This is a genomic window from Pseudomonas sp. BTN1 (genome assembly GCF_001907715.1).
Lineage (GTDB): Bacteria > Pseudomonadota > Gammaproteobacteria > Pseudomonadales > Pseudomonadaceae > Aquipseudomonas > Aquipseudomonas paracarnis.
In genome coordinates, this window is record NZ_MPBM01000071.1 from 1 (window position 1) to 19319 (window position 19319).

Annotated in this window: 18 protein-coding genes; 7 read left to right on the forward strand and 11 right to left on the reverse strand. The window is 62.5% G+C overall.

The window, feature by feature from the left end; all coding sequences use genetic code 11:
* Nucleotides 1-214: 214 nt before the first annotated feature.
* The 3 genes from dsbG to dsbD are packed head-to-tail and all read right to left on the reverse strand — an operon-like array spanning nt 215 to nt 3524.
* Nucleotides 215-976 carry a thiol:disulfide interchange protein DsbG gene (gene dsbG / locus BMH52_RS25885; RefSeq protein WP_020302229.1) on the reverse strand — a complete coding sequence of 254 codons (762 nt, stop codon included), beginning with the start codon at nt 974-976 and terminating at the stop codon, nt 215-217.
* Nucleotides 952-1797, reverse strand: coding sequence for a TlpA disulfide reductase family protein (locus tag BMH52_RS25890; RefSeq protein WP_072433718.1), 846 nt, complete (start codon nt 1795-1797; stop codon nt 952-954). The genes dsbG and BMH52_RS25890 overlap by 25 nt, the downstream gene beginning before the upstream one ends.
* Nucleotides 1797-3524: a protein-disulfide reductase DsbD gene (gene dsbD, locus BMH52_RS25895; protein ID WP_072433719.1), complete on the reverse strand. Its 1728-nt coding sequence runs from the start codon at nt 3522-3524 to the stop codon at nt 1797-1799. Before dsbD ends, BMH52_RS25890 begins: the two co-directional genes overlap by 1 nt.
* 175 nt (nt 3525-3699) lie before the next feature.
* Between dsbD and BMH52_RS25900 the strand changes: the two genes are divergently transcribed.
* The 5 genes from BMH52_RS25900 to BMH52_RS25920 all read left to right on the forward strand — a co-directional run bounded on the left by BMH52_RS25900 (nt 3700) and on the right by BMH52_RS25920 (nt 8563).
* Entirely contained in the window at nt 3700-4380 is a 681-nt protein-coding gene (locus BMH52_RS25900; RefSeq protein ID WP_014719307.1) for a response regulator, read from the forward strand.
* The gene (locus BMH52_RS25905) at nt 4380-5699 is read left to right on the forward strand and encodes an ATP-binding protein (protein ID WP_003192853.1); all 1320 of its coding nucleotides are present in this window, start codon (nt 4380-4382) and stop codon (nt 5697-5699) included. Before BMH52_RS25900 ends, BMH52_RS25905 begins: the two co-directional genes overlap by 1 nt.
* Nucleotides 5700-5821: 122 nt before the next feature.
* Nucleotides 5822-6595, forward strand: a complete 774-nt coding sequence (locus BMH52_RS25910) for an N-acetylmuramoyl-L-alanine amidase (RefSeq protein ID WP_073845506.1) — start codon at nt 5822-5824, stop codon at nt 6593-6595.
* Nucleotides 6596-6855: 260 nt separating this feature from the next.
* Entirely contained in the window at nt 6856-8256 is a 1401-nt protein-coding gene (locus BMH52_RS25915) for an aspartate aminotransferase family protein (RefSeq protein ID WP_003192849.1), read from the forward strand.
* An 82-nt stretch (nt 8257-8338) separates the two neighbouring features.
* Nucleotides 8339-8563 (forward strand): MbtH family protein, encoded by a 225-nt coding sequence (locus BMH52_RS25920; protein WP_073845508.1) that lies wholly within the window; start codon nt 8339-8341, stop codon nt 8561-8563.
* Between the two features lie 117 nt (nt 8564-8680).
* On the opposite strand, the gene BMH52_RS25925 is transcribed toward BMH52_RS25920, so the two are convergent.
* The 8 genes from BMH52_RS25925 to minC form a co-directional block, all read right to left on the reverse strand.
* Nucleotides 8681-10027 carry an amidohydrolase gene (locus tag BMH52_RS25925; protein WP_073845510.1) on the reverse strand — a complete coding sequence of 449 codons (1347 nt, stop codon included), beginning with the start codon at nt 10025-10027 and terminating at the stop codon, nt 8681-8683.
* Nucleotides 10028-10043: 16 nt separating this feature from the next.
* Nucleotides 10044-12209, reverse strand: coding sequence for a mechanosensitive ion channel family protein (locus BMH52_RS25930; RefSeq protein ID WP_019818612.1), 2166 nt, complete (start codon nt 12207-12209; stop codon nt 10044-10046).
* 72 nt (nt 12210-12281) lie between these two features.
* A complete protein-coding gene (locus BMH52_RS29355; RefSeq protein ID WP_014719301.1) occupies nt 12282-12449 on the reverse strand; it encodes a hypothetical protein in 168 nt (55 codons plus the stop codon).
* A 203-nt stretch (nt 12450-12652) separates the two neighbouring features.
* On the reverse strand, nt 12653-13942 hold the full coding sequence (locus tag BMH52_RS25935; protein ID WP_014719300.1) for a M18 family aminopeptidase: 1290 nt from the start codon (nt 13940-13942) through the stop codon (nt 12653-12655).
* Nucleotides 13943-14137: 195 nt separating this feature from the next.
* The gene (locus BMH52_RS25940; RefSeq protein ID WP_003192838.1) at nt 14138-14773 is read right to left on the reverse strand and encodes an RluA family pseudouridine synthase; all 636 of its coding nucleotides are present in this window, start codon (nt 14771-14773) and stop codon (nt 14138-14140) included.
* A 201-nt stretch (nt 14774-14974) separates the two neighbouring features.
* The gene (gene minE, locus BMH52_RS25945; protein ID WP_003175252.1) at nt 14975-15229 is read right to left on the reverse strand and encodes a cell division topological specificity factor MinE; all 255 of its coding nucleotides are present in this window, start codon (nt 15227-15229) and stop codon (nt 14975-14977) included.
* 3 nt (nt 15230-15232) lie between these two features.
* Complete coding sequence (gene minD / locus BMH52_RS25950) at nt 15233-16045, reverse strand: septum site-determining protein MinD (protein ID WP_003192835.1); 813 nt, start codon at nt 16043-16045, stop codon at nt 15233-15235.
* Between the two features lie 199 nt (nt 16046-16244).
* Nucleotides 16245-16982 (reverse strand): septum site-determining protein MinC, encoded by a 738-nt coding sequence (gene minC / locus BMH52_RS25955; RefSeq protein ID WP_014719299.1) that lies wholly within the window; start codon nt 16980-16982, stop codon nt 16245-16247.
* Nucleotides 16983-17101: 119 nt separating this feature from the next.
* On the opposite strand from minC, the gene BMH52_RS25960 reads away from it, so the two are divergent.
* Together BMH52_RS25960 and BMH52_RS25965 are read left to right on the forward strand one after the other, a co-directional pair.
* Nucleotides 17102-18037 (forward strand): lipid A biosynthesis lauroyl acyltransferase, encoded by a 936-nt coding sequence (locus BMH52_RS25960; RefSeq protein ID WP_019818602.1) that lies wholly within the window; start codon nt 17102-17104, stop codon nt 18035-18037.
* A 30-nt stretch (nt 18038-18067) separates the two neighbouring features.
* Nucleotides 18068-19216, forward strand: coding sequence for a patatin-like phospholipase family protein (locus BMH52_RS25965; protein ID WP_073845512.1), 1149 nt, complete (start codon nt 18068-18070; stop codon nt 19214-19216).
* Nucleotides 19217-19319 lie beyond the last annotated feature (103 nt).

The window sequence follows — 19319 nt, forward strand, 5'->3', positions numbered from 1 at the left end:
CGTGGTTTGACGGGGCGCTTAAGGTCAAGATCAAAAGCAGATCAAGAGCAAGAGCGACTCGCTTCGCATCGTGGTTACCGTCTGCTGTTACAACCCACAAAGTTGTATAGATACCTATGCTCATCGCAGGCAAGCCAGCTCCCATATTTTGAGTTGCGAATACATTCAAATGTGGGAGCTGGCTTGCCTGCGATGGCGCCCGCGATGGCGGCGCTTATTTTGGTCCGAGAATTTTCACTAACTTATCCGGCGAAGGCGCCCCTTGCTGCTGCTGCAACCCACCCTTGTCATCCAGATAGAAGATCGCCGGCGTCGCCGACAACTCCAGTTCATCCATCAGCTTCATATTGGCATCAAGCTTGGCCTCGACCTCGGCCGGGATCTTTTCCAGCGCCTTGAGCTTGCTGCCCTTGCCGGCGGCTTCGTGTTCTTGCAGGGCTTTTTGCGGGTCTTTGGCGGCGAGCAGGGCGGCGGATTTGCCTGGGCTGTCTTCGCGGATGATGCCGACCATGATGTGGCGCAACTGCACCTTGCCGGCCTTCACCCACGGGCGCGCCTGTTCCCAGAACATGTTGCAGTACGGGCAGTTGGGGTCGCTGAACAGGTAGACGGTGCGCGGGGCATTTTTGTCGCCGTCCTGGATCCAGCTGCTGTTTTCCATCTTGGCCCAGACTTCCTTGGCCATCGGCGCGTACACCAGTTTTTCCAGGGGCGCGGTGCTCAGGTCATTGCCCTGGGCGTCGTACAGGTTGCCGGCGATCACGTGCTTGCCGTCGGCGGTCAGGTACAAGGCCATGCCACGGTTCTGGTACTGGGCGGCGTAGCCGGTAAGGCCACTGGGCGCATCGAATTTGCCGATGATCTTGGCACCCTTGGCTTCGATCTGTTTGATCGGGGCCGGCAGGTCTTCGGCCTGGGCCAGCGTAGCGGCTAGCGTCAAAGGCAGCAGGGTCAGCAGGTGGCGGAGGCGAGGCATGTCGGTTTCCTTGTCGTGGTGTTGTCGAAGGGTTCCATGGCACGAGCCAGGCTGGCTTCGGAGAGTTCGCCCAGGTGGCTGTTGATCAGGCGCCCATCGGCTTGGTAGAACAGCGTAGTCGGCAAGGCCATGGAACCCACGGCCTGGCCGAGGCGGCCGCTGGCGTCGAACAGCACGTTGTCCAGGGTCAGGCCCTGGGTGGCCAGGTAGGTGCTGACGCTTTGCATGCTTTCGGCCTGGTTGACGAACAGGAAGGTCACGTCGGGGCGCATGCGCTGGGCGTTTTCCAGTACGGGCATTTCGCGCCGGCACGGCGGGCACCAGGTGGCCCACAGGTTGATCACCAAGGGGCCGCCCTGATAATCCGCCAGTTGCACCACCTCGCCATTGGCATTGCGCAGGGTGATGTCCGGCAGGCGTGTGCCTTTTTCGTACAGGCTCAGGGACAGGCTGGTCATGCCCCAGAACAACAGGCCGGTGATCACCCCGGCGCTGAGCGGCTTGCGAAGGGCCGGGCGACGCCAGCCGTACGCCAGCGCGCCGAGGATCAGCGCGATGATCCCGGGCCAGGCGAGAAAGCCGCCGTCACGCAGGTCGACCATCTCCACCCAGTCGTTGCTGTAATAACTCCAATACATCAGCACAAAACTGACCCGGGCGGCGAGCAGGCCCAGCAGGAACAGGCTGAACAGCACCGACTCCGGGTTTTCGCCGCCGCGCTTGGCCACGCGCCAGCCCACCAGGGTGGCGAGAATCAGCGCGCTGATCAGCAGCAGGTGATTCAGGGCGATGGCGAAGGTGCCGATGGTAAGGGTCAGCATCAGAGAGCGTCCCGCGTCTGGGTCCAGCGTTGCAGGAAGGCGGCGGCGTCTACTTCCCCGGTGATGCGTTGGGCGCGGCGTTCTTCACCGTCCGGGCCGATCCACACGAAGCTCGGTGGCCCTGGCACTTTGTAGCGGCCCAGCAGCTCGCGGCTGGCAGCGTTGTCGGCGGTGACGTCCAGGCGCAGCAAGCGCACGTTTTTGAGCGCGTCCATCACCTCGGGTTTGCCGAACACCTGTTTTTCCATGATCTTGCACGACACGCACCAGTCGGCGTAATAGTCCAACAGCACCCACTGGCCCTGGGCCTTGGCGCTGTCGAGTTGGCTTTGCAGTACGGCCGGGTCGTTGATCGTGGTGAAGGCATCGTGGGCGCTCGGTGCACCGGCGACCTTTGAGCCGCTGTAAACCTTCAAGGGTTGCCACAGCTCATCGCTGCCACCGGCCGCCCCCACCACCAGCACCGCGCCCCACAGGCCCAGCACCAGGGAACCGGCGCCGAATACCTTGGCCGCCAGGCCGGACTCACGGGCCAGCGCCCAGCCGCAGTACGCCATCACCAGCGCCAAGGCGCCCCACAGGCCGATCCACAGGCTGTCGCCGACTACCGGGCGAATCATCAGCACCGCGGTGCCCAGGAACAGGAAGCCGAAGATGCCCTTGAGCACGTTCATCCAGGTACCCGGCTTGGGCAGGAAGCGGTTGCCCACAGTGACCAACAGCAACAACGGAATGCCGATACCGATGCCCATGGCGAACAGGATCAGCCCACCGTGCAGCGCATTGCCGCTCTGGGCGATGTACAGCAGGGCGCCGGCCAGGGGCGCGGTCATGCACGGCCCCACCAGCAGGCCGGACAATGCGCCGAGCACACCGGCACCCACCAGGCTGCCACCGCTTTGCTGGCGGCTGACGTTATCGAGGCGGTCGCGCAGGAAGGCGGGCAGTTGCAGTTCAAAGAAGCCGAACATCGGCAGGGCGAGCAGCACGAACAACGCCGCAAAGCTGCCAAGGATCCACGGGGTTTGCAGCAACGCCGCCAGGTTGGCGCCGAGCAACGCGGCCATCACCCCCAGGGCGGCATACACCAGCGCCATGCACACCACGTAACTGCCGGCCAGGGCAAAGCCACGGCGCGGGCTGGCGCCACTGCCCACCACCAGGCCGGCGAGGATCGGCAGCATCGGCAACGAGCAGGGCGCAAACGCCAACAGCAGGCCCAGGCCGAAGAACACCAGCAGGCTCCACCCCAGGCTGCGCTGTTGCAGGCCGCTGGCCAGGCTTTGGTCCTGGGCTTGCGCGGTGGCGGCGACGGCCGGGTTGCCGCCCAGGTCCACGGTGATCGACTGCGGCGGATAGCATAGACCCGCATCGGCGCAGCCCTGCCAGCCGAGCTTGACCTGGCCGGTGGTGCCGGCGGGGATCTTCACCTCCAGGCCCTGGCGATAGACTTGCTGCTCGCCAAAGAACTCGTCGCTATGGGCTTCACCCTCGGGCAGCACGGGTTTTTCGGCCAGGCCGTCGAACTTCATGCGTTGCTGGTACAGGTAATAACCGTCGGCAATCTGCCAAAACAGCTGGGTTTCGCCGCTCTCAAGACGTTCGGAGGTAAAGGCGAAGGCTTTGCCCACCGGGAGGAAGTCGGGTTTGGTTTCGAAGGGGCTGCCCGGCGCTGCCTGGGCGAATCCCGCGAACAACACCAGCAGAAAGGTAAACAGATGCCGCATGGTCAAGCCTTAGTTCGATGCAAGTGAGGCACACAATGTGTGGCGTTGATTAACCGATGATTAACCGCCGCTATTCTAGAGCGTAGGGATTATCCGGTGTTGCGAACTTTAGCGGCATAATGCGCGCTTAATCCGTGGCTTTTCTAATCGCGCCATCTTTTATGAAGGGTTAACCATGCACGTACTGGTCTGTGAAGACGACGAACTGATCGCCAGTGGCATCGTGGCCGGCCTGACCGCCCAGGGCTTCACCGTGGAGCGCGTGGCCACGGCCTCGGCTGCGCGGGCGATGCTCAAGGCCGCGGCCTTCGACATTATGGTGCTCGACCTTGGCCTGCCCGACGAAGACGGCCTCAAGCTGCTGCAACAACAGCGCAGCCAGGGGTTGGACATTCCGGTGCTGATCCTCACCGCGCGGGACTCGGTGACCAACCGCGTCGACGGCCTGCAAGCCGGCGCCGACGACTACCTGCTCAAGCCCTTCGACCTGCGTGAACTCGCTGCTCGCCTGCAAACCCTGCTGCGCCGTGTGGCGGGACGCAGCGTCAATCTGATCGAACATGGCCGCCTGGCCTACGACCCCAGCAGCCGCGAGACCTTCCTCGGTGGCCAGCCGGTAGATTTGTCCCGGCGTGAACAGGCGTTGTTGCAGGCGCTGTTGCACAACAAGGGCCGCGTACTGTCCAGTGAACAGCTCAAGGACAGCGTCTACGGCTTTAGCGACGAACTGGAAAGCAACGCCCTCAACGTGCATATCCACCACCTGCGGCGCAAGTTGGGCAATGGCATCGTCGAAACCGTCAGGGGGCTGGGCTATCGCCTGGGCACCGCTGATGGGGGAGAAAACACGCCGTGATGAGCTTGCGCCTGCGCCTGACGTTCAAGCTGGGCGCCGCTTTTGTGCTGATCTGGGTGCTGGCGGCCGCCTGGATGCTCAACGATTTGCGCAACCAGATGATGTTTTCCCTCGACCAGCGCCTGGTGGCTTCGGCGCGCATGGTGGCCGGGCTCACCGAGCAGATGCCGGGCCTGGCCAGCGTCAGCGGTGGCGCGCATTTGCGCACCGAACAACTGAATGTGCCGGGCGGCATGGCCTGCCAGGTCAGTTCCTTGCGCGGCGAGATCCTGGCGCGTAGCCATACCACGCCGGAGGAAGGGCTGGAGTCGCGCCGCAGCGGTTTTCGCGACCAGATCATCGACGGTGTGGGCTGGCGCAGTTTTACCCTGTCCCGTGGCGATTTGCTGATCACCACCGCCGACCGCCAGGTGGAGCGCGAAGCCCTCAACCTGTCGATCCTGCTGGCGGCGTCGGTGCCGGTCGGCGTGGCGTTGCTGGGCTGCCTGTGCCTGCTGTGGCTGGGCATCGGCCAGAGCCTGGTGCCGCTCAACCGTATGCGTGACGCGCTGATGCGGCGCAGTGTCGACTCCCTCGAACCCTTGCAGATTCACCCGCTGCCCAGTGAACTCAAGCCGTTGCTCGACACCCAGAACCAACTGCTGCAGCGCATTGCCAAGACCATCGAGCGCGAACGTCGCCTGACCGGTGACGCCGCCCATGAACTGCGCAGCCCATTGACCGCGATCAAGACCCACCTGCAAGTCGCACGCATGACCGAGGGCGCGGCCCGCGACCAGTCCCTGGCGCACGCCGAGGAGGGCGCCGACCGCTTGCATCGCACCCTGGAGCAACTGTTGTTGCTGGCGCGGGTGGAAGGCAGCCTGTCGTTTGATGATGGCTTGCAATCGAGTGCCGAGGAAGTCGCCCGGTTGGCGATCCAGGATGCCAACGCCGGTGACAATTCCCGTATCGATCTGATCCTGGCGCCGGATCTCTCCCACGCTCCGGTAGAAATGCCCGTGGGCCTGGCCGTCGCGGCCTTGCGTAACCTGCTGGACAACGCCTTGCGCCATACCCCCGCCGAGACTCGCGTGGAACTGCAGGTGTTTTCTACCCCGGATAACGTGGTGTTCCGCGTGCGTGACCATGGCCAGCAGATCTCCAGCGAAGACCTGCAATACCTCACCCAACGCTTCTGGCGCAATGGCAGCAGCGAAGGCTGTGGCCTGGGCCTGGCGATTGTCCAGGCGATTGTGCAACGTTGCTCCTGCTCGTTGCATTTTGACAGCCAGCCCGACGGTATGCGGGTCGACCTGGGCATGCCATTGCGGCGCTGAACTGACTTTTCACGTGGCAAATAATTACCGCCCGCCTGAGGCTCAAGCCTTCAGGATGGCGGTAATTTTTTTGCGCTTGAACGGGCCGAATGAGTCGGCCTGAATTGAAAAGGACCGTTCTTATGTTGGTGATCGACACCAGTTTCCCCGCCAGGGATTTCAACGACCGCCGCGGCGAAACCGTGCAACAGGTGGTTTTGCACTACACCGCTTCGCCCTTTGCTTCCTCGCTACGCACCCTCACTCAAGATGGCGTCAGCGCTCACTATCTGCTGCCCGACCCTGATGAACCCAGCTACCGCGCCGCCGGTTATGAAGAACTGCGGGTGTTTCGCCTGGTGGACGAGGGCCAGCGCGCCTGGCATGCAGGCGTGAGCTATTGGGCGGGGAAGGCTGACCTCAACAGCCGCTCGATGGGCATTGAAATCGTCAACCTGGCGCGGGATGACGCGGGCGTCTTTACCTTTCCTGAATATGCACCAGCGCAGGTTGATGTATTGATTGAATTGCTTCGCGACCTGCTGGAACGTTATCCGCAGGTCGGCCCTACTGACTGGCTCGGGCATTCGGACGTGGCCTACTGGCGCAAGAGCGACCCAGGGCCTCGGCTGCCGTGGCGGGTGCTGCATGAAGCCGGCATCGGGGCCTGGTTTGATGAGTCGACCCGGGCGATGTACCAGCGCCGCTTTTGTCTCGGCTTGCCGCCGGAAGTGGAAGTGGAGCGGGCGTTTCAGCGGTATGGCTACAAGCCCGCGCAGAATCGCCAGGCCTTTGAGCAGCGTACCCGAGCGTTCCAGATGCACTTTCGGCCACTGGATTATTGTGGGTTCCTGGATGCAGAGACGTGCGCGATTCTTTATGCGCTGAATGAAAAATACCGCGGGCTTCGGAGCTGAGCGCTGTTCAAATGTGGGAGCTGGCTTGCCTGCGAAAGCGGTAGTGCAGTAACCGATGCAGCGACTGACACACTGCCTTCGCGAGCAAGCCCGCTCCCACATTTTAATCTCCCCACAATCGGTAAATATCCGACCAACTTCCTAAATCCCCGTGCACCTGAAGCGTCTCCACAACAGGAAATCCGTGCGCATGCCCTTGGGCCAGACGCCAACGGATCGGCAGTTTGGTCACGATCAACAGCGTATTGAGGGATCCAGAGATGTCAGTCGCTACCAGCCGTATCGAAGACGCCCCGGTGCAGGCCGCGGAAACGCTCTATCAGTTTGACGAAAGCCCGCTGCTGGCCCGCCAGCGCCAGCAGGAATCCAACGCCCGCAGCTACCCTCGGCGCATCCCCTTGGCGCTCAAGCGCGCCAAGGGGATCTACGTGGAGGACGTCGAGGGGCGTCGGTTCATCGATTGCCTGGCCGGCGCCGGAACCCTGGCGCTGGGGCATAACCACCCGGTGGTGATCCAGGCCATCCAGCAAGTGCTGAGCGACGAACTGCCCCTGCACACCCTGGACCTGACCACGCCGGTCAAGGATCAATTCGTGCAGGACCTGTTCGGTTTGCTGCCTTCGGAGCTGGCGCGAGAAGCGAAAATCCAGTTCTGCGGCCCCACCGGCACCGATGCGGTGGAAGCCGCGTTGAAGCTGGTGCGCACCGCCACCGGGCGCAGCACCGTGCTGTCGTTCCAGGGCGGCTATCACGGCATGAGCCAGGGCGCGCTGAGTTTGATGGGCAGCCTGGGACCCAAGAAACCCTTGGGCGCCTTGCTCGGCAATGGCGTGCAGTTCCTGCCATTCCCGTATGACTACCGTTGCCCGTTTGGGCTGGGTGGCGCCGAAGGCGTGCGGGTCAACCTGCATTATTTGGAGAATCTGCTCAACGATCCGGAAGCCGGCGTGTTGCTGCCAGCGGCGGTGATTGTCGAAGTGGTCCAGGGCGAGGGTGGCGTGATCCCGGCGGACCTCGACTGGCTGCGTGGCCTGCGCCGTATCACCGCGCAAGCGGGGGTGGCGCTGATCGTCGATGAGATCCAGAGCGGTTTTGGGCGTACCGGCAAAATGTTTGCCTTCGAACACGCGGGCATCATCCCGGATGTGGTGGTCATGTCCAAGGCGATTGGCGGCAGCCTGCCGCTGGCGGTGGTGGTGTATCGCGACTGGCTCGACACCTGGCTGCCGGGCGCCCATGCCGGGACCTTCCGCGGCAACCAGATGGCGATGGCGGCGGGCTCGGCGGTGATGCGCTACCTCAAGGATCACGACCTGGCGGGCCATGCGGCGGCCATGGGCGAGCGCCTGGGCGAACACCTGCGCATCCTGCAGCGCGACTTCCCGCATCTGGGGGATATCCGTGGGCGTGGGCTGATGCTGGGGGTGGAGCTGGTAGACCCGACTGGCACGCCTGATAGTCAGGGCCACCCACCGGTGCATCGCCAGTTGGCGCCGCTGGTGCAGCGCGAATGCCTCAAGCGCGGGCTGATCCTGGAACTGGGCGGGCGCCATGGCAGTGTGGTGCGTTTTCTGCCACCGCTGGTGATCACCGCTGGCGAAGTCGACCAGGTGGCCGAGATTTTCGGGCGCGCCTTGGCGGCGGCCGTGGCCAGCGTCTAATTTTCCAGGCCCTTGGTACGTTTCTACAGATATCAGTGCTGCGCGTGGTGCGCAGCCAGCCTTTGAGCGACGGAGAACAGCAATGACCTCAGTATTTGACCGCGACGACATCCTCTTTCAGGTAGTGGTCAACCATGAAGAACAGTATTCGATCTGGCCCGACTACAAGGCCGTGCCGGAAGGCTGGCGCACCGTGGGCAAGAGCGGCATGAAGAAAGAATGCCTGGCCTACATCGAGGAAGTGTGGACCGATATGCGCCCGCTGAGCCTGCGCCAGAAAATGGGCGGCGCGGCCCTCGCCAACTGATTCACCCCAATACACTGTAGGAGCGAGCTTGCTCGCGAAGAACGCAAGAACGCAAGAACGCCGCGTTTACCCTGAATAAACGCGGCGTTCTGAAGTTTTTCGCGAGCAAGCTCGCTCCTACAGGGGGGTGTGGGTGTAAAGGTAATCCGTCGCCAACGACGCCAGCGTCCTCACGCCCACCACCAACGCCGACTCATCCACAAAGAACCCAGGGTTGTGATTCGGCGCCGCCTTGCTCATGTCCTGGTCCCTTGGGGTCACCCCCAGGAAGACAAACAGCCCCGGCGCCTCCTTGGCATAGAACGAGAAGTCTTCGGCGCCACCCACCAACGGGCCTTGCACCACATCATCCTGAGTCGCCCAGCGCAGGCTCGGCAGCATTTTCTCGGTCAGCGCCGGATTGTTGATGGTGGGGTCGTACTTCTCGATGATCGTCACTTCGGCCTTGGCGCCACCGCTTTCGGCGATTTTCTCTACGGTCTGGCGCACATCCCCATGCAGCTTCTGGCGAATGCCGTAGTCGTAGGAGCGAATGGTGCCGCTCATGTCCACCGACTCGGGGATGATGTTATAGCGGGTGCCACCGTTGATGGTGCCGATGCTCACCACAGAGGGGAATGACGAAATATCGGTACGGCGGCTGACTACGGTCTGCAAGCCGACAATGGTTTGCGCGCCGACGGTGATCGGGTCGATACCGTCCCAGGGGCGGCCGGCGTGGGTCTGTTTGCCGAGGATCCTGATGCGCAGGTCATCGGAACTGGCCAGGGTCGGGCCCGGGCGATAGGCGATTTGCCCTGCAGGCACACCGGCCCATACGTGCAGGCCAAACACCGCGTCAGGCTTGGGCGCTTTCATTACGCCTTCCTGCACCATCATCTTCGCGCCCCAGGTGTTCTTGCCGTCGGGGATAAAATCGCTGGGGCCTTCTTCGGCCGGTTGGAAATAAAACACCACGGTGCCGGGCAGCCGCTCGCGCATCCCGGTAAGAATCTTCGCAGTGCTCAGCAGGATAGCGGTATGGGCGTCGTGGCCGCAGGCGTGCATCACGTCGACTTCTTTGCCCAGGTAGGTGCCCTTGGCTTTGGAGGCGAAGGGCAGGTCGGCGACTTCCTTGACCGGCAGCGCATCCATGTCGGCGCGCAGAGCCACGGTCGGGCCGGGCAGGGCACCTTTCAAGATGGCGACGACGCCAGTGCGGGCCACCCCGGTCTTTACTTCAAGGCCGAGTTCGCGCAACTGTTTGGCGACCAACTCGGCGGTGCGGGTTTCGGTATTGCCCAGTTCCGGATGGGCGTGGATATCGCGGCGGGTTTCCAACAGGCTGGGTTCGAGGATTTTTGCCTGGGCGGCAATGGTTTCCCGAGCACTGTCCTGGCCGCTGCTGGCGGCGATCACTGCACTGCTCGCGACCGCGCCGAGCAGACCCAAAACCCATTGGTGTGTCAGACCGTTCATTCGCATACCAACCTCTCCTTGCTTATTGTTGTGGATCTTTCTCCTGCACGCTCCCGGCAGTCTGCACCTGCACGCTCAAGCGCGGTGTCGCCAGGTCAAGCCCGGCTTCATCCAGGTGCCGCTTGAGCGACAGGTTGAATGCCCGCGACACTTCCCACTGCTTGATCGGCGCGGTCTTGAAGCGTGCGCGCAGGATCGCGCTGCCGGATTCGAAGCTTTCCACGCCCTGGATCTCCAACGGCGACCAGATATTGCGGCGTTGCAATGGGTCGTTACGCATGGCGTGGCCGACCTCGCGCATCAGTTTGATCGCGTCGTCGATTTCCATGTTGTAGGGGATCGCCACGCGGAAGATCGCGTAGCCGAACTCCCGGGAGTAGTTTTTGATGCTCTTGATTTCGCTGAACGGGATGGTGTGCACGATGCCGTCGATGTCGCGCAGGCGCACGGTACGGATGGTCAGGCCTTCCACCGTGCCGAGGTGGCCGCCCACATCCACGTAGTCGTCGATGGCCAGGGAGTCTTCGATGATGATGAACAGGCCGGTGATCAAGTCCGCCACCAGCGACTGTGCACCAAAACCGATGGCGATACCGATCACACCCGCACCGGCCAGCAAGGGCGTGACGTTCATGCCCATGTTCGCCAGGGCGACGATGGCGGCGATGATGAAAATGGTCACGAACAGCACGTTGCGGATCAACGGCATCATGGTTTGCGCGCGGGCGTTGGCCAGGCCTTTACGCGAGCGGGTCAGGGCGTGGTGAATCGCGGTGTCGCTGAGGATCCAGATCAGCCAGGCAAACAGCAACGTGCCCCCGAGGCCGAACAGCTTCACGGCTATTTCATGGCCTTCACCTTCGGTAAAGCGAATCATCGACAGGCCCCAGACCCGCAGCCCCAGTTCGATAAATACCAGCCACACCACCAGGTGCACCAGGGTGTAGACAAAGCCTTTGAGGCGTTCGGAGTACAGCGCATGGCGCTTGTGCCCGCGGTGCGGCTTGAGGGCGTGGCGGCGCACCAGGCCGTTGATCACCATGCACAACACCAGCAACACCGTGCACAGCAGCGACTGGCGCAGGGCGGTGCTGGTGTCGCCGGCCGACAGGAAGGTGGCGAACAGTGAGATGCCCACCAGCAGAAGAGCCGGGATGTACCAGAAGGTGCCGATGATCGACAGGGTATCGGTGAGCGCTCGGCGGTTGAGGCGGCGCGACAGCGGTTGGTTGCGGATCAGGTGCGCAATCGGACGGCGGAACCGCAGGATAAACACCCCGGTGGACAACGCCGCCATGACATTGGCCACGGTCGCGGCGGTGTGGGCCAGATGCTGGCCGAGCGCGGCAACCAGGCGCGGGTCGCTCAAGGCTTCACCGAAGGCGGCAAAACTGCCGATCCACCACAGCGGGCGGAACGCCTGGTGGCGCAGGATATACAAGGCGCGGTGGCGGTGCGGGCCGTCGAGTACGGAGAAGGCAATCACGCAGATTGCCGAGAAACAGGTGCCGACCACCAAGGCATAGGCCAGCACCATGGCCAGGGATTTGCCCAGGGAGGAAGGCAGGGCGTAGCTCAGGTAAACCGTGATCACCAAGGCGATCAACCAGGGGCCCAGCTTGCGCAGGGCAAAGCGCAGCATGTCCCAGGTGCGCGGATGCTGCGGCAGCTCTTCGGGCAGGCCGAAACGCTCGCGCACCCGATGGCTGAGCCAGATCAGCGCAGCGGCCAGCAGGCTCCACACAGCCAGGATCACAGCAAACCCGAAGATGATCGGCAGCCATTCGCTGGCCGGCAACATCAGGGCGGCCAGTTCATCCTTGGCCAGGTCGACTTCGTTGGACCAGCGCCCCAACGGGCTGTCGGCGCCGGAAAACTGCTGCTCAAAGCCCGACAGCGTACTGCCGATCAACCCGAGTACGCCGAGTTCGGCGGCGGGCTGGGCCTTTTGCGTGGCGGCGCGCAGTTTTTTCAGGTCGCTGAGCAACTGGGTGCGTTGCTGGTCGTTTTCCAGGGTCTTGATCACTTCGTCCAGCGACTGCCCCAGGGGCACTTCCGCCTGGGGTTGGGTCTTGCTGGAGCCGCCCAGCATCCCGGGCAAGCCCACGGCTTGGGCGGGCATCACTGGCAGCAGCGTGAGCAGGGCGATCAGCAGGTAGCAGGGCAGGGCAAACAGACGGGAAAGCACGAGGCGGTCAACCTTGAAAACGACGAATTGACCGAGTGTACGAGGCCGCTATGCCCAATGCGAGCGCATTTGTCACTGCGCCAGTTTGGCGAGGATCTTGTAGAGCACGGTGCCGAGGATCAACAGCATGCCGATCCACATGCCAAACACGCCCAGAGGCTTGTCGCGAAAGTTGAAGCCGACCGCGAGCATGATCATGCCGATCAGGATGGGGATCAGCATGGCGTGGAATGAGGACATTGAGATCATGGCGAGGGGCGGCCTTGTCGGACTGGAAGTTCTGACAAGTCTAGGCCGGATTATAAAAGTTGCAGATGATTCAGGTCAGGTGTACTCAGCGTTAAATGTGGGAGCGGGCTTGCTCGCGAATGCGGTGTGCCAGTCACTGAATCTGTTGGCTGATGTACCGCATTCGCGAGCAAGCCCGCTCCCACAGTGCGCAATCAGGGTAAATCGCGGCTGGCGTAGAACGCCCCCAGCACCTTGACCAGATGCGCCAGGTCATGGCTGCCGCACAGCTCGCGGATCGAGTGCATGGCAAAGGTCGGCAAGCCGATGTCCACGGTGCGCACGCCCAGGTGGCTGGCAGTGATGGGGCCGATGGTCGAACCACAGCCCATGTCGCTGCGCACCACGAAGCTCTGCACCGGCACTTCCTGGGCCATGCACAGGTGGCGGAAGAACCCCGCGGTTTCGCTGTTGGTGGCGTAGCGCTGGTTGCTGTTGACCTTGATCACCGGGCCGGCATTGAGTTTCGGGCCGTGGTTGGCGTCGTGTTTGTCGGCGTAGTTGGGGTGCACGCCGTGGGCGTTGTCTGCCGACACCAGCAGGGATTTCTGGATGGTGCGTACGAATTCTTCACCTTCGGGCAGCAGGCGACGCAGGGTCTGTTCCAGCATCGGGCCATCGGCACCGCAGGCCGAGCAGGAGCCGACTTCTTCGTGGTCGTTGCACACCAGCACGCAGGTTTCATCGGTGTCGCTGGAGAGCAAGGCTTGCAAGCCGGCGTAGCACGACAGCAGGTTGTCCAGGCGTGCACCGGCAATGAAGTCGCCATTGAGGCCGATCACGGCAGCACTTTGGGTGTCGTAGAAACTCAGCTCGTAGTCGAGCACCACATCGGCATTCAACCCATGCTCGCGGGCCAACTGTTCGGTGAGCACGGCGCGAAAGTCCACGCGTTCGTCACCGGCAAACTGCGCCAGGATCGGCGGCAGCTCGGTCTGGGCATTGATCGCCCAGCCCTGGTTGGCTTCACGGTTGAGGTGAATGGCCAGGTTGGGAATGATAGCGATCGGCAGCTTGAAGTCGATCAGTTGGCTCTCGACCTTGCCATCGCGGCGGAAGGTGACACGCCCGGCCAGGGACAGGTCGCGGTCGAACCAGGGCGCCAGCAGCGCGCCGCCGTAGACTTCCACACCCAGTTGCCAGAAGCCGTGGCGTTGCAGCTCCGGCTGGGGCTTGACCCGCAGGCACGGGCTGTCGGTGTGGGCGCCGACCATGCGGATACCGTCCTGCAGCGGCGATTGGCGGCCGAGCTTGAAGGCGATGATCGAGGAATCGTTGCGGGTCACGTAGTAGCGACCGTTGGCCTCGGTGGCCCAGGTGTCGCGCTCGTCGAGACGCTGGTAGCCGGCGGCTTCCAGGCGCTGGGCCAGGGCGGCAGTGGCATGAAAAGGAGTAGGGGAGGCCTTGAGGAAGTCGATCAGGCCTTGATTCAACGCTTCGCGCATAAATAGCTCCAGACAGCAGTGGCGAGAGTTTACCGTATTGGCCAGATATTTGGAGTGAGCGTGCATGGCCGAGAACCACATCAAACCCTGTGGGAGCTGGCTTGCCTGCGATAGCGGTCTTTCTGTGCCAGATGTATTGGCTGGCACGCCGATATCGCAGGCAAGCCAGCTCCCACATTTGACCGCATCAGCCCTTCAAAAAGGCGCAGGGCACTCGAAGCGCAGGCGCTCGCCGCTTTGCGGATGGGTGAAGCTGAGCATGCTTGCATGCAGGCACAGGCGCGGCCAGGCGGCCAGGGCTTGTTCATGGGCGTACAGACCATCGCCCAGCAACGGATGCCCGATGGACAACATATGCACGCGCAACTGGTGCGAGCGCCCGGTGATGGGTGTCAGCTCTACGCGGCACCAGTCGCCGCAACGCTCCAGGACTTTCCAGAAGGTCAGTGCATGTTTGCCGAACTCATGGTCGACCACATGGCGGGGCTTGGTCGGCGGGTCGTAGCGCAGGGGCAGGTCAATGCTGCCGCTGTCCAGTGCCGGTTGGCCCCAGGCCAGGGCGGTGTAGGCCTTTTCGGTCTCGCGGTCGTGAAACTGGCGGGACAGTTCGCGGTGGGTGTCGGCGTCCCGGGCCAGCAGGATGATCCCCGACGTTTCCCAGTCCAGGCGATGGACGATGCGGGCTTCGGGGTAGCCGTTTTCCTGCAGGCGAGTGATCAGGCAGTCCTTGTTGTCGTCGGCGCGGCCAGGCACCGAGAGCAGCAGGGTCGGCTTGTTCACCACCAGGACAGCGTCGTCCTGATGCAGGATGTGGATATTGGACAGCGGCATTAAACAGCCTCGTAACAAACACCAACGGCGGCTCCACTGACCGCCCCCTCACCCTGTAGGAGCGAGCTTGCTCGCGAAGAACTTATCGGCACTGCGTTCATTGAGGTTAAACGCGGTGTTCTCAGGTTTTTCGCGAGCAAGCTCGCTCCTACAGCAGTACAGGGCCAGGTAGCAGAGCCGCCGTGGCGACCGCCCGTTCGATCAACGATCGGGCAGGGTGATATTGAGTTCCAGAATCGAGCAGCTGCCGTCATTTTCCAAGGCGACATGCACGTCATCGTTGCCGATATTGACGTACTTGCGGATCACCTCGACCAGTTCCTTCTGCAAGGCTGGCAGGTAGTCCGGGGTGCTGCGTTGGCCGCGTTCGTGCGCCACGATGATCTGTAGACGCTCTTTCGCGACCGATGCGGTACTGGGTTTTTTGTTGGCGCGAAAGAAGTCGAGAAATTTCATTGTTTAGTTGCCTCCAAAGATACGCTCGAAGAATCCCTTCTTCTTGACATCGAGGAAGCGGTGTTCCACGGTCTTGCCCAGCAAGCGATCGACGGCATCGCTGTACGCCTGGCCGGCGTCGCTCTGGTCGTCGAGAATCACCGGTACGCCCTGGTTGGATGCCTTCAGCACGGCCTGGGATTCCGGAATCACGCCCAGCAGGGTCACGGCGAGGATTTCCTTCACGTCTTCAACACCGAGCATTTCGCCGTTGTTGACGCGCTCCGGGTTGTAGCGGGTGAGCAGCAGGTGCTCCTTGATCGGGTCCTGGCCTTCTTCGGCGCGCTTGGACTTGCTGGCCAACAGGCCGAGCATGCGGTCCGAGTCACGTACCGAGGAGACTTCCGGGTTGGTCACCACGATGGCTTCGTCGGCGAAGTACATCGCCAGGTGAGCACCGGTTTCGATACCGGCCGGGGAATCGCAGACCACGTATTCGAAGGTTTCCTTGAGCTCGGCGAGGACTTTGCCGACGCCTTCTTTGGTCAGCGCGTCTTTGTCACGGGTCTGGCTGGCAGCCAGCACGTACAGGTTCTCAAGGCGCTTGTCCTTGATCAGGGCCTGTTGCAGGTTGGCTTCGCCGTTCACCACGTTGACGAAGTCATACACCACGCGACGCTCACAGCCCATGATCAGGTCAAGGTTACGCAGACCGACGTCGAAGTCGACGATGACTGTCTTGTGGCCGCGCAGAGCGAGGCCGGTACCGATAGCGGCGCTGGTGGTGGTCTTACCCACACCACCCTTGCCGGATGTAACCACGAGAATCTTGGCCAAGGTGTTTCACCCCTAAGGAAAAAGGACTTTCGGTCCCTGAAAAACATCTCTTGGAACTCGCCGCAGGCGGACAGCCTTTGCAGGAAAAAGACGGGGTTTCCATGGGGAAACACCAACTTCCAAAAAGTCCTACACAAGTCTTGCCGGTTTCGCTTTGCTATCAGAGTCTAGAGATGCTTGGAAAATGCGGCAGTATCCGTTAAAGACGGATGATGTTCAACACATCGCCCGACAGGTTGACCTGTACCGAAGCGCCCCACAGTGGATCGCGGCGCAAATCTTCGGAAACCTTGTACTGACCTGCGATGGAAACCAGCTCAGCGGTCAACTGCTGGCAAAAAATACGGGCCTTGGTATCACCCTTGATGCCGGCCAGGGCGCGTCCGCGCATCGGGCCGTATACATGGATGTTGCCATCGGCAAGAAGTTCCGCCCCCGGGCTGACCGAGGAGACCACCACAAGGTCGCCGCCCTGGGCGTAAATCTGCTGCCCGCCGCGTACCGGCGAGGTGATGATCTTTGTAGGCCTGATCGCAGGCTCCGGTGGTTTTTCCGGTTTTTTCTTTTCTTCGCCGACCAATGGTTCCAGCGGGCGCTCACGGGCACCGGACGGTGGCAGTACTGGCAGTTCAATGGCGATGGCGGCGGCAATGTCTTCGATGCGGCTGGCGCGAATCGCCAGGGTGCGCAGGCCATGGGAACGGCATACGCGCATCAGGCCGGGCAAATCAATCACGCCCTGGCCGGCCGGCAGCTTGTCCAGCGCCAGCACCAGCGGGGCGTTGTTGAAAAAGTTTGGCGCCAGGGCGACCTTGGCGGCCAGTTGGCGGTCCAGGGCGTCGAGGTCATTGCGGGCCAGTTCCAGCACGGTAATGGCGAGCATGCTGCCTTTTAGCTGGAACACGGGATCTTGGTCTAGCGGTTCGGTTTGGCTCATGGTCGGCGAAAGCGGCTTGTCACGAAAAGTGTCGAGACTTATAACGAGAACACTCACTCGCCGCAAGCCGAGTCGAACCGTTGTAGAATGCGCGGCCCTTGTCTTTACCGGAATCTGTAATGGATCGCCCGCGTTTTCGAGCTGTATTTCTTCACCCGCGTTTTTGGCTGCTATGGCTGGGGCTCGGCCTGCTGTGGCTGGTCACTCAATTGCCGTATCGGGCGCTGTTGAACATTGGTCGCCTGCTGGGCGCGGGCATGTACCGCGTGGCGGGCGATCGTCGCCGTATTGCGGCGCGCAACCTTGAGCTGTGCTTCCCGGAAAAATCCGCCAAGGAACGTAAACGCCTGCTCAAGGAAAACTTCGCTTCCACCGGCATCGCCTTCTTTGAAATGGCCATGAGCTGGTGGTGGCCCAAGCCGCGCCTGGCGCGCCTGGCCCATGTCGAAGGGTTGGAGCACCTCACGCAGGCGCAGTTGGACGGCAAGGGCGTGATCCTCATGGCGCTGCACTTCACCACCCTGGAAATCGGCGCGGCGCTGCTGGGGCAGAAGCACACCATTGACGGCATGTACCGCGAACACGGCAACCCGCTGTTCGACTTTATCCAGCGCCGTGGTCGTGAACGCCACAACCTCGATTCCCTGGCCGTGGAGCGTGACGACGTGCGCGGCATGCTCAAGCTGCTGCGCGCCGGCCGGGCCATCTGGTACGCGCCAGACCAGGACTACGGCGCCAAGCAAAGCATCTTCGTGCCGTTGTTTGGCATCCAGGCTGCTACCGTCACCGCCACCAGCAAGTTCGCACGCCTGGGCAAGGCGCTGGTGGTGCCGTTTACCCAGGAGCGCCTGGCTGACGGTAGCGGGTACCGCCTGGTGATCCATGCGCCGCTGACCGACTTCCCGGGTGAAACCGACGAAATCGACTGCCTGCGCATCAACCAGTGGGTCGAAGCCTCGGTACGCGCATGCCCCGAGCAATACCTGTGGACCCACCGCCGCTTCAAGAGCCGACCGCCGGGTGAGCCCAAGTTGTACGAAAAGCGCCGTCGATAAGCCCAACCCTTTCTCACATGGAGTGACGCAATGCGCCCAGCTGAACCGGTCACAGGCTTGATTCTTTCCGGCGGCGGGGCGCGAGCGGCGTATCAGGTGGGGGTGCTGGCGGCGGTTGCCGAATTGCTGCCTGCGGGGGCAGCGAATCCTTTTCCGGTGATCGTCGGCACCTCGGCTGGTGCGATCAATGCGGTGAGCCTGGCCAGCGGCGCCAGTGATTTTTCGGCAGCCATCCAACGGCTGACGGCCTTCTGGCAGGGCTTTCGCAGCCATCAGGTGCTGCGCAGTGACTGGCCGGGGGTGATGCGCCAGGCCAGTCGTTTCCTGATCCATAGCCTGTTGGGCCTGGGTAGCCAGGTGCCGGTGGCGTTGCTCAACAGTTCGCCACTGCGCGACTTGTTACAAGAGCGCTTGAACCTGGACGGCATCGACGAGGCTATCCGCCGCAAGCACTTGCAGGCTGTGGCGGTGACGGCCTTTGGCTATGAGTCCGGGCAAGCGGTGACCTTCTATCAGGGCGGCGGCACCATCGATGCCTGGTTGCGTCATCGGCGCATTGGGGTACCGACCCAACTGACGGTAGAGCACCTGCTGGCCAGTTCGGCGATCCCGCTGCTGTTTGCCCCGGTCAAGCTCGGTCAGGAGTATTTCGGCGACGGTGCGGTGCGCCAGTCCGCGCCCATCAGCCCGGCCTTGCACCTGGGCGCCAGTCGCGTGTTGGTGGTGGGGGTAAGCGGCAACCCACGGGGCAATGAACCTTCGGTGCAACGCACCTACACCGGCCAGCAACCGACCCTGGCGCAAATCGGTGGGCATATGCTCAACAGCACGTTCATTGACAGCCTGGAAAGCGATATCGAGCTGCTGGAGCGCTTGAATCAGTTCAGCCGTGTGGTGCCTGTGGATGCGGCGGTGCAGGGCCTGGCACCGGTAGAGGTGCTGGTGATTGCCCCCAGCCAGCCCATCGATGAAATCGCCGCACGACATCGCCAGGAGTTGCCGGCGGCGTTGCGTGTGTTTTTGCGCGGGCCGGGGGCGACCAAGACCAGCGGGGCAGGGGTGTTGAGTTATCTGTTGTTCGAGGCGGGGTATTGCAGCGAGTTGATCGAACTGGGGCGCAAGGATGCGCTGGCCAAGCGCGAAGAAATCACTCGTTTCCTCGGCCTGACGCCAAACTGAATGTGGGAGCTGGCTTGCCTGCGATAGCGGTATGCCAGCCAACACTGCTGGCACAGACACATCGCGATCGCAGGCAAGCCAGCTCCCACAGGGAACCGCGATC

Bases quoted from the DNA above. Each gene is read 5' to 3' on its own strand.
- dsbG (WP_020302229.1), bottom strand. From the start codon at position 976: ATGCCTCGCCTCCGCCACCTGCTGACCCTGCTGCCTTTGACGCTAGCC.
- BMH52_RS25890 (WP_072433718.1), bottom strand. From the start codon at position 1,797: ATGCTGACCCTTACCATCGGCACCTTCGCCATCGCCCTGAATCACCTG.
- dsbD (WP_072433719.1), bottom strand. From the start codon at position 3,524: ATGCGGCATCTGTTTACCTTTCTGCTGGTGTTGTTCGCGGGATTCGCC.
- BMH52_RS25900 (WP_014719307.1), top strand. From the start codon at position 3,700: ATGCACGTACTGGTCTGTGAAGACGACGAACTGATCGCCAGTGGCATC.
- BMH52_RS25905 (WP_003192853.1), top strand. From the start codon at position 4,380: ATGAGCTTGCGCCTGCGCCTGACGTTCAAGCTGGGCGCCGCTTTTGTG.
- BMH52_RS25910 (WP_073845506.1), top strand. From the start codon at position 5,822: ATGTTGGTGATCGACACCAGTTTCCCCGCCAGGGATTTCAACGACCGC.
- BMH52_RS25915 (WP_003192849.1), top strand. From the start codon at position 6,856: ATGTCAGTCGCTACCAGCCGTATCGAAGACGCCCCGGTGCAGGCCGCG.
- BMH52_RS25920 (WP_073845508.1), top strand. From the start codon at position 8,339: ATGACCTCAGTATTTGACCGCGACGACATCCTCTTTCAGGTAGTGGTC.
- BMH52_RS25925 (WP_073845510.1), bottom strand. From the start codon at position 10,027: ATGCGAATGAACGGTCTGACACACCAATGGGTTTTGGGTCTGCTCGGC.
- BMH52_RS29355 (WP_014719301.1), bottom strand. From the start codon at position 12,449: ATGTCCTCATTCCACGCCATGCTGATCCCCATCCTGATCGGCATGATC.
- BMH52_RS25935 (WP_014719300.1), bottom strand. From the start codon at position 13,942: ATGCGCGAAGCGTTGAATCAAGGCCTGATCGACTTCCTCAAGGCCTCC.
- BMH52_RS25940 (WP_003192838.1), bottom strand. From the start codon at position 14,773: ATGCCGCTGTCCAATATCCACATCCTGCATCAGGACGACGCTGTCCTG.
- minE (WP_003175252.1), bottom strand. From the start codon at position 15,229: ATGAAATTTCTCGACTTCTTTCGCGCCAACAAAAAACCCAGTACCGCA.
- minC (WP_014719299.1), bottom strand. From the start codon at position 16,982: ATGAGCCAAACCGAACCGCTAGACCAAGATCCCGTGTTCCAGCTAAAA.
- BMH52_RS25960 (WP_019818602.1), top strand. From the start codon at position 17,102: ATGGATCGCCCGCGTTTTCGAGCTGTATTTCTTCACCCGCGTTTTTGG.
- BMH52_RS25965 (WP_073845512.1), top strand. From the start codon at position 18,068: ATGCGCCCAGCTGAACCGGTCACAGGCTTGATTCTTTCCGGCGGCGGG.